The following is a 12,414-nucleotide window of genomic DNA, read 5'->3' as shown; positions in this document are numbered from 1 at the left end:
TTAAATTAACTGGCGATCCAGCGTGCGATGTCGTTGTAGAAAACAAATACAATGAACGTGAGCAAGATGGCCATCCCGACCTGTTGAACCATGATTTTTGCTTTGAGCGGCAGCGGTTTGCGACGGATGCCTTCGATGAGAATGATGATCAGGTGTCCGCCATCCAGCGCCGGTATCGGTAAAATATTGATGAATGCCAACACAACGCTCAAATATGCCATAAATGGAAGTAAATCCCATATGTTACGATCTGCAATATCGCCGGCCATTTGGGCGATTGCCAGCGGTCCTGCCAGCGATTCTTTGGCGGAATCTTTCCCGCTGAGAATGCGCCCGAAACCGCGTATGTTCAATTGCCCGATGCTGATGCACTGGTTAAATCCGCGAACCATTGCCGCTGCAAAACCGACTTCCCGCGTTTCTGTAAAACGGGTAATGCCGATGCGGCCGACATTTGTTTCCGTGCCGTCCTGCATTTTTGCGGCAACGCCTGTTGGCGTGATGCTGGTTTGCAGAGTATCGCCATTGCGTAAATAGGTGAAATTCAGCGGCTGATCGGGATGTTTAACCACAATCCCGGTCATTTCAATCCAGCTTTGGATGACGGAATCGTTCACGGCAATAATGCGATCACCTTTTTGTAAACCGGCTTCTGCTGCCGGATATCCTTCCGAAACATCGCCAACCATCGCGGGCAAATATTCAAAAATGCCGAACCGCTCGAAGTCGTTCATGGTCATATTGTCCCAGTTCAGCACAAATTCTTTTTGCTCGCCATTACGCTCTATTGTAAAGGTTGTATTTTTACCGATGTTTTCGAAAAATAGCCGTTCAACTTGCTGCCAGTTTTCCGGCGTGTGTCCGTTGATTGTCAAAATTTTATCGTAAACCTGAACGCCGATGCTGTCGGCAATGCCGCCTTCGGCAACGTAACCGATGGTAGTGCTGGGGTTGTACGGCTCGCCATTCATAAAAACCATGCCGCCCAAAATTCCCACAGCCAAAATAAAATTCATGATAACGCCGGCGGTAATAATTACAACCTGCTGATAAACCGGTTTTGCCCGAAATTCATACGGCTCCGGGGCTTTGTTCAGTTGCTCCGCATCCATGCTTTCATCGACCATTCCGCTCAGTTTTACATATCCGCCCAGCGGCGTTGCCGAAATACAGTAATCGGTTTCGCCGTATTGAACACCAAACAATCTGGGTGGAAAACCGATCGAAAACCGTTCGACGCGAACGCCAAACATTTTCGCAGCCAAAAAGTGCCCCAATTCGTGAACAAACACCAAAATACTCAACACAACAATCATGGAGATGATGTAAATCATTCTTTCATCCTCAATAGATTCATTTTTTGGAACCGTCGCAATTTAAATGCTAATCATATGTTTTTCAGTTAGATAAAGATTAGAAAACTAAATTGTGACGATCCATTTTTTTCAATTCAAAATATACAATTGGATCGCTCCGATTCAAACAACCAAGCGAAAAGTCACCGGTTTCCCGATAACCGTTGCGATAATAAAGTGTTATCGAATTTTTTTGGAAAAACCAAAGCAGGTAAGAAATATCCGTTAAAATTAGTCCGCTTCCAGAAAGTTCTCCAACAGCATTTCAGCCTTTTCGTAACCGAGCTGGGCAGCGTTTTGCAAATGTTCCTGCGCTTCCTCGATGCAGTCATTGTTGATCAGGAATTTTGCATAATAATAATGATTGGCGCCTTTTTCCGGTGAAATTTCCAGTGCTTTACGAAAATGCGACTCTGCTTCCGTGTGATTGCGGGCTTTTTCAGCCAACATATTTGCAAAAAGAAGGTGCGCTGCGCTGTTTTCTTCCAGTTCGGAAATGATGAAACGGAAGGTGTTTTCGGCATCTTTGGTTTTGTTGAGCAACCGGTAAGTGAGTGCCAGCAACAATTGTTTGCGTACATTAATAATATCGCTGATGACGCTGGTTTCCAGCAATTCCCGGGCTTGCTGAAAGCCGGTGCTGCCAAATTGCCACAGCGCGATGGTGAGTAATTCTACCGCATCCGCGTATCCGGGGTTAAAATCCAGAACCATACGCAAATGCTTTACCGTACGCTCGTAATCGCGATGGGTGTAATACCAGCGTGCCATGTTGTAACGTGCTTCAACATCCTGCGGATCAATTTGCAACGCTTTCTGGAAATATACTTTCGCTTCGATGCTGCGACCCTGTTCGTTTAGCAATACGCCCAGAAAAACGCAGGTTTCCGTGCGAGGATGTGCATCCAGCGATTCGCGGTAATAGCGTTCGGCCAGCACTTTGCGTCCGGCCTCGTGATGAATGCGTCCCATCAGGCAATCAGCAATGGCCAGCAACGGTTTGGATGGCACTTTAAGTGCTGTATTGCGCATCTTTTTTGCCGCGCTCAAGCCTTCGCGATATTCACCTTTTTGCAGCATGGACCATCCCAGCAAGCCCCATCCACCGGGATTTTGACGTTTTACCAACGCTGCTTTGATATGTTTTACAGCGCCGGCAATATCGCCTTTTTTAAGACAGGATTGCGCCTGTTCGTATTGTTCGTCAAGTGATAAAAATTTGGTTACTTTTCCCATAATCTACATAGTTTCGTTTGATGACCGGTTAGCTATTTTTTGTTTTTTACGAATCCAAAAAAACTGCCACAGATACCGCCGACAATATGAGCGAACTCTGATATCTGATTATCGTCAAAAGCGTTAATGACTTGCGTTCCCATGAAAAACAACATGATGAAAATGAACGTCAGCGGAATATGACCGGAGCGAACATTCGTAAAAGAGCCCAGCAAAATCATCATAAAAACGATGCCGCTGGAGCCAACAATGCTCGACGGTTGGGCATTTGGCGCAACGACCAAAAACCCCAGATACAACAAACTGGTTATCACTGCCGTAAACAGCGCCATGGAAAACACGCTTTGGCTGCCGTATTTTTCCTCCAAATATGGTCCAATCAGCAACAGATATATGAAATTGTCGATCAAATGTTCCCAACTGCCGTGACCAACGGCATAGGAAAATAACCGGAAGTAGAATAGCGGGTCTTCGTAACTATAATAGGGTTGAAGGGTAAAGTAAAACGGAATTACCGTAGGGTCGACGAATGTGTTATAAGCTATCACCGAAACAGCAACCAGTGCGTATGTTAACACAAAAGGTGCGTTGTATGTTATTCCCATCTGAGATTCTCTACCGTCAACATTGCTTTTGAGGTTTCACTGGTGCTATTACCGTCCCTTCATCTGGCAAATATAACGAATCACTTTGTGGAATTCCAAACATTTATAGGCTTGCTATTTACTGCCTTAATTTTCATGCAACAATCTTGTCCAAAATCAGTAGGATGAAATTGATTAAATGATTAATTTTACAACTGCTTGAGATATCAACGCGTTTTAAATCATACATTCTAAATACGAACGGAGGCCTGTAATGAAACATCGCAACCGATTGGGTTTGTTTGTGATTGCATTTTGCGCAATCCTGCTTTCTCAATCGTTTGGACAGCAATTTTTTCCGTATCAATACGAAAATTATACGCTGCCAAACGGTTTCAAAACGATCCTGATTCCCATGAAGGGAAGCGGTTTAATTGCTTATTATACGGTTGTAAGAACCGGTAGCCGGGACGAGTGGGAGCCCGGAAAAAGCGGATTTGCCCATTTTTTTGAACACATGATGTTCCGCGGTACCGAAAATATTCCCGCTGAAGAGTACGAACGCACCATTACCGAAATGGGTGCAGATAACAACGCTTACACAACCGATGACTACACCTGTTACACGATGGTTATTTCCAGCGAAAATCTGGAAACGACGATGAATCTGGAAAGCGATCGCTTCCAGAATTTATCGTATGCGGAGGGTCCGTTCCGCACGGAAGCCGGTGCGGTTTACGGCGAATATCGCAAAAACCGGGTGAGTCCGTGGTCCGTTGCGTACGAGGAAATTTCCAACCTCGCATTTGACCAACATACCTATAAACACACCACAATGGGTTTCGAACGCGATATCAAAGAAATGCCCAATCAGTACGATTACAGCAAATCATTTTTCAATCGCTATTATCGCCCGGAAAATTGTGTGTTGCTATTGGCAGGCGATTTCGATGCAGCGGATGCCAAATCGCTGATCGAAAAATATTACGGCGATTGGGAAAAAGGTTATACCCAACCTGAGATAAAACAAGAAGATATGCAAAAAGGCGAGCGTCAGAAAACCATCGAATACGACGGCCGGACATTGCCGTTGGTTTGGCTGGCATACAAAAGCGAAGCGTTCGATGCAACATCCAAACGCAACGCAGCCGGATATTTGTTGTGGGAATTCGCGTTTGGCGAAAACAGCGAGTTGTACAAACAATTGGTGATTCGCGAACAAAAAGTGCAGTTCATCTCCGGCGGATACGGGTTGAACCGCGATCCGAAATTTCACTCCGTTTATGCGATGGTAAAATCGCCGGATGATATTAATTACGTCATCGAGCAGGTTGATGGCGCTGCAGAAGAATTCAAAAAAGAACTGGTGAGCCAGGATGATCTGGAAAACATCAAAAGCCGGATTCGTTACGACTTTTTGATGGGACTGGACACGCCGGAAAATGTGACATCCAGCCTTGCGCGGATGGTTGCTTTAAACGGCGATCTGGAATCGGTTGATCAATTTTACAAAACGTTGGAAAGCGTGACGCCCGAAGATGTGCGCGCTGCCGCCGAATACTATTTGCAAAACGATCGCCGAACCACCCTTATTTTGAAGGAGAAACAAAATGACGCTGAATAAATGGATAACCTTGCTGATCGGCGCGCTGATCCTGTTTTCCTGCCAGCAGAAACCGGCAGTTGAAACAGTTGCGATGCCGGTTCCCGAAGACCCGACTGTTGCATTCCGGGTGATGTTCACGGTTGGCTCGATGGATGATCCCGCCGGAAAAGAAGGGCTGGCTGCACTCACCGCATCGATGCTCACCGAGGGCGCAACCCAAAATTATACATACGAACAAATTCTCGAAAAATTGTATCCGATGGCCGCCTCAATCAACAATCAGGTGGATAAGGAAATGACCGTATTTTACGGTCGCACCCACAAAGATAATCTGGATGCATATTACGCATTACTGAAAGATGTTCTGCTTCACCCTGCATTTAACCAGGATGATTTTGATCGTGTGAAAACAAATACGCTCAATTATGTAGAAAAATCGCTGCGCTATGCGCAAGATGAAGAATTCGGCAAAGAAGCGCTGTATGAATTTATTTTTGCCGGAACGCCGTACGAACATTTGGAAGAAGGGCACATCAATAGTTTGCAGGCGATTACACTGGACGATGTGAAATCGTTTTATCAAACCCATTACACACAGGCAAATCTGGTGTTGGGTTTGGGCGGCGGATACAGCAGTTCATTCGCCAAAACCATGCAGCAGGATTTGCTGGCGCTGCCCGCCGGAACCCCGGATGCAACAGTTGCCATAAACCCGCCTGCGATTGATGGCATGCATGTCAAAATTATCGAGAAAAATGCCAACGCGACGGCGATCAGCTTTGGCTATCCGATCGATGTGTTGCGTGGCAGCCGCGAATTTTACGCGTTGGCAATTGCCACCTCGTGGTTGGGTGAACACCGCAATTCCAGCTCACATTTGTATCAGATTATACGTGAAGAACGCGGGCTGAATTACGGGGATTATGCTTACATCGAGCACTTTCCGCTTGGCTATGCCCGCCAGTTTCCGCCCCCCAACGTGGCGCGTCACCAACAAATTTTCCAGGTCTGGATTCGTCCGGTGCCCAACGAAACACGGGTTTTCGCATTCCGTGCTGCACTCCGCGAATTGCAAAAACTGGTGGATAACGGGATGAGCGAATCGGATTTCGAACTGACCCGTAAGTTTTTGAAAAACTATGTGTTACACTATGCACCGACGACCATGTTGCAACTCGGTTATGCGTTGGATGACAACTATTACGGCATCGATGGCGATCACTGGAAAAAATTCCGCAGCCTGCTCGACGAAATCACATTGGAAGAAGTGAACACCGCACTCAAAAAGCATTTCGACTATAAAAATGTGAAAGCGGTTTTCATCACCGCAGATGCAGAAGGGCTGAAAGAAACGTTGGTAAACAACACCCCAAGCCCAATCAGCTACGATTCGCCAAAGCCGGAAGCAATTCTGCTGGAGGACAAAGAAATCCAATCGTATCCGTTGCAGATCGCTGCTGAAAATGTAAAAATCGTTCCGGTTGACGATATGTTTGTTGGAAAAGGGGCACCGGCCGAATAGAAAAAAAATGGCGCATGGACAGAAAAATTGTTGACAAGTTTCTGCACATCGCATATATTTCTCCCACAGTGGTGCTGCGCCGGGAATGTTACCAGGGAAATTTCGGGTGCGCATATGAATACCCTGTGAAAGGAGGTGATCCTGTGATAGAATGTAAATCAGGAGCCTCGGCGGTGGTTTGCTAGCAACAAATTACCTGAGGTTCGATGAAGTTTAGCCCCGCGCCGTGCGGGGCTTTTTTTTGTACCGTGGAACTTTATTGTGCCAATATGAATTGATGTTCAAAAACATTGGAGAAACGCATGAAACTTAAAAAAATCAATAAATCTGATGACGAATGGCGTAAGGAATTGACGCCGGAGCAATACGAAGTAACCCGTAAAAAAGGCACAGAACGTGCGTTTACCGGGAAATTTTATGATCATAAAGAAACAGGCCTTTACCGCTGTGTGTGCTGCGGCGCGGAACTGTTTGAATCCGATACCAAATACGATTCCGGTTGCGGATGGCCCAGTTTTTTCAAACCTGCAAACAATGAAAATATTGATATGGAAACGGATACCAGTTACGGGATGGTGCGAACAGAAGTACTTTGCAGTCAATGCAACGCACATCTGGGACACGTTTTCCCGGACGGTCCCCAGCCAACCGGACAGCGCTATTGCATCAACTCTGCATCGCTGGATTTTGAACCGAAAAAATCTGATAAATAATGAAAGGGTATGTGAATGAGCAATCCAAAACTTACGCTGCACACCAGCAAAGGCGATATCCGAATGGAATTATATGCCGATAAAACGCCGCTAACGGTAGCAAATTTTGTAAACTTGGCCAACCGCGGATATTACGACAACCTGATTTTTCACCGGGTGATTCCCGATTTTATGGTTCAGGGCGGTTGCCCGAACGGTGATGGGCGCGGAGGTCCGGGCTATCGATTTGAGGATGAATTTGTGCGCGATCTGAAACACGATTCGCCAGGGATTCTGTCGATGGCCAATGCCGGACGCGGAACAAATGGCAGCCAGTTTTTTATCACGCATGTTCCCACGCCTTGGTTGGATAACAATCACACAGTGTTCGGAAAAGTGCTGGATGACAGCGATCAGAAAGTGGTTGACAGCATCCGGCAAGGCGATACGATCACCAAAGTGTCCATCGATGGCGATACGGATGCAATATTCGAACCGGTGAAAGATCGCGTATCCGAGTGGAACCAGACGCTCGATCGCAATTTTCCGAATCTGAGCTGATTAACCGAAATACTCGATCCGGTTTTTTTCATTACATTTATTTCCAAAAAGGTGCGACCACATTGATCGCACCTTTTTTTTGCGAATACGTCTCTTATTTGCTATTCCTCTAAAAAAAATAACTTTCCGAAAATGTGAGTTGCAACGAGCCAAAACAGAAATGATTTTGCATTTTTTAGCATCAGGCTGTGGTTCACAAGATTTTTGTATCTATGCACAAAGGATTGTGGGCGAGGGATTAATATCAGGAAAGAGGTGGCATTTGGTTGCATTAGCTGTGGTTTGTTTGAAAGGTGGTGTTGGGAAAACAACCTTAACAGCCAATTTGGGGGCAGCCCTTAGTTTGATGGGCAAAAAGGTTCTATTGGTTGATTTGGATCCGCAAAACGATTTAACCCGCAGCTTTGGTATCGATTCGTTCCAAATTAAGGGCATCGAATATTTGTTGGAAAAGCACCTGAAATTTGAGGAAGTTGTTCAAACCTACAGCGAAAAACTGCACATTTTACCGGGTGGCAAAAAGCTGAAGGGCATGGAATTATCGCTTTCCAATATGTTTGTGAAATCGCAGGATACTTACTTTTGTTATCTGTTAAAAAATGTCCTCGAACCGCAACACCCGAACTACGATTACGTACTGATCGATTGTCCGCCTTCCTCCGGTTTTCTTACCATTAATGCACTCGCTTATGTTAAAGATGTGATCATTCCGGTGCAATGCCAGTTTTTAGGTTTCGAGGCAATTAAACGGACGATCACCCTCATTAGCAAAGTGCGTAAATTCAGTAATCACAATATCAAAGCTTCTGTTGTTGTTCCGGTGATGTATGATGCCCGAAGCAAGCTTTCCATTAAAATACGGGAACGATTGGGGCAAACATTTAACGGAACGCTCACCAAAACAACCATCCGGGTGAACGCATCATTGGCGGAAGCACCGGCACGCGGATGCACCATTTTTGAATACAAACCGCGCAGTCGTGGCGCTATTGATTATTTTAGATTGGCAAATGAAGTGATTGAAAGATACGAAAAAAAGGCGCAAGAATTGATTCCACAATAACCTACTCTTTTTTATGGGACATTTGTCGGTTTCTCCGGCAGCGTTCGCTGCAATATTTAACACTATCCCAACAGTTTTTCCATTTTCTGCGCCATTTAAACGGGCGGTTGCAGTTAATGCAAATTTTTGTAGGAAAATTTTCTTTTTTCATGTCAACTTTTCAGGAAATTTGAATAAATAAATTAAGTTCAGTATCTTACTTCGGTCTTTATCATGTGACAATTTTTGCCTTTTTTCTAACTGGACAAGTGTTTAACTGTATGTCGCAACTTGAAAGGGCAATCTGAAAAAATACTTCAGGGAACGGTGATTGGGCATCTCGCCGGTTCTCTTCACTCATTTGCAACTTCTGCAATACTTCAGTTTTTATCACTTGCAAAATGTTAATTCTATTGAATTTGCCAAAACTACCGTTGAATACAAATTATACGCAAGGAATGTAAAAATTGCCAAGAATGTTAATGTTTACCAACCGTTTTTCGCATGCTGTTGTTCTGTTTTGTTTTACTTTGGCATTCGGTTTTAGCGCATTTGCACAGGATTCTCTGGTCGTCAAAGTAAACAAAATTGCCACCAACGGCATTACAGTCAAAGGAAAAACAGCAACTTTTCCGTATCCCGTTTTAACATTTATGACGATTTCTGACACTTCGGGAAATCACATCGCCGGATTGGCGGATACAGCCGCGTGGCTCGGCCCGGATGATGTTGCGCCGGTTGGCAACATTTCGGATTTGTGGCAGCCGCTATCCGAATATCATTTGGCTGACCCGTCGCAGCCGGCAGATGCGAATTTGTATCGTCAAAAACCGGCACCGCAATTTCTGGAGGTGAACAGGAATAACGTAATACCCACCAGCATTATGCTGATGATGGACAACAGCCGCAGCCTCAGCACACCGGATCTGGAATTTGCAAAATCTTCGAACATCAATTTTATCAACAATTCCGGTGATGCGGACAGGATCGGATTTATGCGGTTCGCCAGAAATAACGAGGCGATCTGGTTCACTGATGATAAAGATTCGCTGACCACTTTTATCGCAGATACGGAAGACGATCCCGGCACCCGAATTTACCGGGCATTGATTGAAGTTGTCGATTCGATGAAAGCGGAAACCTCCATCCGGCGCCAGATTATCCTGTTCACCGATGGGCGAAATAACGATCCGACCGGTCCGGATATCGATTCCGTTCTCGCCGTGACAAATGAAGAAAACATCACTGTTCATACGATTGGATTGGGATTGAGCGCGGGTGGCATCGCCGATCTCCGCAAAGTTGCCAGTGAAACCGGCGGGTTGTTTTTTCATGCGGATTCCGGCGCACAATTGCTGGATATCTACGCGCGATTATCGGAAATCACCAACAATTTTTATGTGATGGCACATACCTCGCCGGAGCCCTGCGGTGATGAAATTATCGGCGGCGACTCTACCCGGGTAGTCGATATTACCGTAACAGATTTGTTGCGAACCGGTAGCGCAACCGGATTTTACAATCCACCGGAAACCGTTAATAATTATGATGTTAGCCTCATGAAAACCGCATCGGATAATTCGATTGGGGTTGGCGAAACATTCAGTTATGAGCTATTGCTGAGCAATGACGGCCCGAACACAGCGTTTAATGTTTGGGTGGTCGATAGCCTTTCCGCAGAGTTGACAACCTCCGGTTTCAGCCGTGTGCCGGATTCGACATCGGGTAGCGTTCTGTTTTGGCAATTTGATTCGATTAGTCCGGGATTAAGTGGAAATATTTCAATTACTTATGATGCAACAGTAAATCCGGCGCTTTCTGACACCGTCACCGAAATTTCCAGCCGGACAACGGTTTTGGTTGCCTGCGATAACAACAGCGCCAACGATTTTTTTGTTGATACGATTACGATTGATCGACTTACCACGTTGGGTGTCACCACCAAAATTCGCACCGATAGCTTCACCGTAAGCGGCAGTGATACGACCTGGTTTGCGGCAGAAGGTGATTCGGTGTGTTTTATGGTTACCGTGAGCAATACTGGCGCAAATGTTGCCCAAAATGTTTTGCTCACAAATGTGCTGCCGGATTCCGTTTTTGGGGATACGTTTGTTTCAAGCGATACCCTCACTTACAATTTTGGCGCGATCCCGGCGCTTGCGGATACTACGGTTGAGATTTGTGCGATTGTCAGCAGCGATCTGCCATTTTATCCATTTCCGTTGGAAAACACGGCTACTGTTGGTGCGGATAACGTATCAGGAACTATTGTTGACATTGCAACGGCGTATGGAGTTGCACCGCCACCAACCACCACGATGCTGGATATTTCGTGGAAAGTGCAGACCGACAGCTTCACTGTCGACGGCTCGGACACAACCTGGTTCGCCGAAGAAGACGAAACTTATTCCTATAATATTACCGTTCGGAATACCGGCACGCTGACCGCAACGAACGTATTGCTGCGGGATGTGCTGCCGGACTCGGTCATCAACGCGGGCGATACGCTGAGCTTCGCGATTGGCGATCTACTGCCATCGGCGAGTTCGACGATTTCGGTCAACCCGACAGTGGTGAGCGACCTGCCCTTCACGCCGTTCCCGTTGGTGAACACGATCATCGCGACGGGTGACAACGCCGATCCGCTCTCGCAGACATTTACCGACACGGTTTTCGCGATCGAGAAACCATTCGGCCCAACCGATATTATTGTCATCACAACCGTGAGCACAGACACATTTATCGTGGACAACGGCGATACAACCTGGTTTGCATTCCCCGGCGATTCCGTGTGTTTCAAAATCACGGTTCGCAACAATGGGCCGGAAATTGCCAGCAACGTCATTTTAACAAACTTTTTGCCAGACTCGCTATTTGGTGCAACCTTCGGCAGCGGCGATACGCTGGTGTTCAATTTTGGAAACATGCCCGCGCCGTCCGATACGACGGTGGAATTTTGCGCTGTGGTCGCGGACAGCCTGCCGTTTTACCCGTATCCGTTGGACAACGATGTGATTCTAATCGCCGACAACGGCGGTCCGGTAACTGCCAGCGATACCGTTTATGCGTTGGAACCGCCGCCGGTGCTCACGGATATTTCGGTCACCCAATTTGTCGAAACCGATTCGTTTACGGTAGAAAACAGCGACACAACCTGGTATGTTGCTCGCGGTGAAACATTTACCTATCGATTGAAAGTAACCAACGAAAGAGACGTTATTGCGGAAGATGTTGTTTTGGTCGATTATTTTCCGCCGATATTGTCGATCATTTCGGGCTCGATTAATCCGCCATTTGGGGTGCTCAACGGCGATTCCATCAAATGGGATCTCGGCGATTTTTCACCAAACGAAACGCGCATTCTCAGCTTCGATGCGACTGTGCCGACCAATATGCCGCAAGGTGAAAATTTGCTCACCAACAGGGTTGTTGTGCAGGCAACCAATCAGGATCCGCTCACGCTGGCGAATAATTTCGCGGAATTTTCCGTGCTGAATATTGTGCCGCCGTTCCGCGAAGGCTGCGAATTTTTCACGCTCGATTTCAATGTGTTTGAACCGCAAAACGGACTGCCGTTGGGCATCAATTTTGAGTTGGAATATTCCCGTGAAGCGACGCTGGAACTGCTGGATATCAGCGGATATCGCGTCACAACCCTTTACCGGGAAGTGTTCGATCCCGGCATCAACCGCCGCGAATGGGACGGAACCACCGAAAACGGATTACAGGTTGGCAGCGGCACTTACATTGTTACGCTGAAAACCTTTGATAGCAAATTAATCTGCTGGAAGAAAGTGATCATAAGAAGATGAGACA

The 12,414-nt window shown here is 46.3% G+C and carries 10 protein-coding genes; 6 read left to right on the top strand and 4 right to left on the bottom strand.

All coding sequences use genetic code 11. The annotated features are described in order from the left end of the window. Positions 1–5: 5 nt before the first annotated feature. The 3 genes from rseP to H6629_19985 form a co-directional block, all read right to left on the bottom strand. On the bottom strand, positions 6–1,334 hold the full coding sequence (rseP, locus tag H6629_19995; protein ID MCB9070063.1) for an RIP metalloprotease RseP: 1,329 nt from the start codon (positions 1,332–1,334) through the stop codon (positions 6–8). 252 nt (positions 1,335–1,586) lie between these two features. Then, the gene (locus H6629_19990) at positions 1,587–2,591 is read right to left on the bottom strand and encodes a hypothetical protein (protein ID MCB9070062.1); all 1,005 of its coding nucleotides are present in this window, start codon (positions 2,589–2,591) and stop codon (positions 1,587–1,589) included. A 32-nt stretch (positions 2,592–2,623) separates the two neighbouring features. Further along, positions 2,624–3,196: a rhomboid family intramembrane serine protease gene (locus H6629_19985; protein MCB9070061.1), complete on the bottom strand. Its 573-nt coding sequence runs from the start codon at positions 3,194–3,196 to the stop codon at positions 2,624–2,626. 253 nt (positions 3,197–3,449) lie between these two features. Between H6629_19985 and H6629_19980 the strand changes: the two genes are divergently transcribed. The 5 genes from H6629_19980 to H6629_19960 all read left to right on the top strand — a co-directional run bounded on the left by H6629_19980 (position 3,450) and on the right by H6629_19960 (position 8,619). Further along, positions 3,450–4,799 carry an insulinase family protein gene (locus tag H6629_19980; protein MCB9070060.1) on the top strand — a complete coding sequence of 450 codons (1,350 nt, stop codon included), beginning with the start codon at positions 3,450–3,452 and terminating at the stop codon, positions 4,797–4,799. After that, positions 4,786–6,303 carry an insulinase family protein gene (locus tag H6629_19975; GenBank protein ID MCB9070059.1) on the top strand — a complete coding sequence of 506 codons (1,518 nt, stop codon included), beginning with the start codon at positions 4,786–4,788 and terminating at the stop codon, positions 6,301–6,303. The genes H6629_19980 and H6629_19975 overlap by 14 nt, the downstream gene beginning before the upstream one ends. 302 nt (positions 6,304–6,605) lie before the next feature. Next, positions 6,606–7,016: a peptide-methionine (R)-S-oxide reductase MsrB gene (msrB, locus tag H6629_19970; GenBank protein ID MCB9070058.1), complete on the top strand. Its 411-nt coding sequence runs from the start codon at positions 6,606–6,608 to the stop codon at positions 7,014–7,016. 15 nt (positions 7,017–7,031) lie between these two features. Further along, on the top strand, positions 7,032–7,556 hold the full coding sequence (locus H6629_19965; GenBank protein MCB9070057.1) for a peptidylprolyl isomerase: 525 nt from the start codon (positions 7,032–7,034) through the stop codon (positions 7,554–7,556). 262 nt (positions 7,557–7,818) lie between these two features. Next, entirely contained in the window at positions 7,819–8,619 is an 801-nt protein-coding gene (locus tag H6629_19960; protein MCB9070056.1) for a ParA family protein, read from the top strand. Position 8,620: 1 nt separating this feature from the next. Here H6629_19960 and H6629_19955 read toward each other — a convergent pair whose 3' ends face one another. Then, complete coding sequence (locus H6629_19955) at positions 8,621–8,770, bottom strand: DUF2256 domain-containing protein (GenBank protein MCB9070055.1); 150 nt, start codon at positions 8,768–8,770, stop codon at positions 8,621–8,623. Between the two features lie 295 nt (positions 8,771–9,065). Between H6629_19955 and H6629_19950 the strand changes: the two genes are divergently transcribed. Beyond that, on the top strand, positions 9,066–12,410 hold the full coding sequence (locus H6629_19950) for a DUF11 domain-containing protein (GenBank protein ID MCB9070054.1): 3,345 nt from the start codon (positions 9,066–9,068) through the stop codon (positions 12,408–12,410). Positions 12,411–12,414 lie beyond the last annotated feature (4 nt).

The sequence above is a fragment of the Calditrichia bacterium genome (assembly GCA_020634975.1).
Classification (GTDB): Bacteria; Calditrichota; Calditrichia; order RBG-13-44-9; family J075; genus JACKAQ01.
The sequence above is the reverse complement of the archived record's forward strand: the minus strand, read 5'-3'. Positions and strand labels throughout refer to the sequence as shown.

Excerpts from the sequence above, each read along its gene's own strand:
- rseP (MCB9070063.1), bottom strand. The coding sequence starts at position 1,334 with ATGATTTACATCATCTCCATGATTGTTGTGTTGAGTATTTTGGTGTTT.
- H6629_19990 (MCB9070062.1), bottom strand. The coding sequence starts at position 2,591 with ATGGGAAAAGTAACCAAATTTTTATCACTTGACGAACAATACGAACAG.
- H6629_19985 (MCB9070061.1), bottom strand. The coding sequence starts at position 3,196 with ATGGGAATAACATACAACGCACCTTTTGTGTTAACATACGCACTGGTT.
- H6629_19980 (MCB9070060.1), top strand. The coding sequence starts at position 3,450 with ATGAAACATCGCAACCGATTGGGTTTGTTTGTGATTGCATTTTGCGCA.
- H6629_19975 (MCB9070059.1), top strand. The coding sequence starts at position 4,786 with ATGACGCTGAATAAATGGATAACCTTGCTGATCGGCGCGCTGATCCTG.
- msrB (MCB9070058.1), top strand. The coding sequence starts at position 6,606 with ATGAAACTTAAAAAAATCAATAAATCTGATGACGAATGGCGTAAGGAA.
- H6629_19965 (MCB9070057.1), top strand. The coding sequence starts at position 7,032 with ATGAGCAATCCAAAACTTACGCTGCACACCAGCAAAGGCGATATCCGA.
- H6629_19955 (MCB9070055.1), bottom strand. The coding sequence starts at position 8,770 with ATGAAAAAAGAAAATTTTCCTACAAAAATTTGCATTAACTGCAACCGC.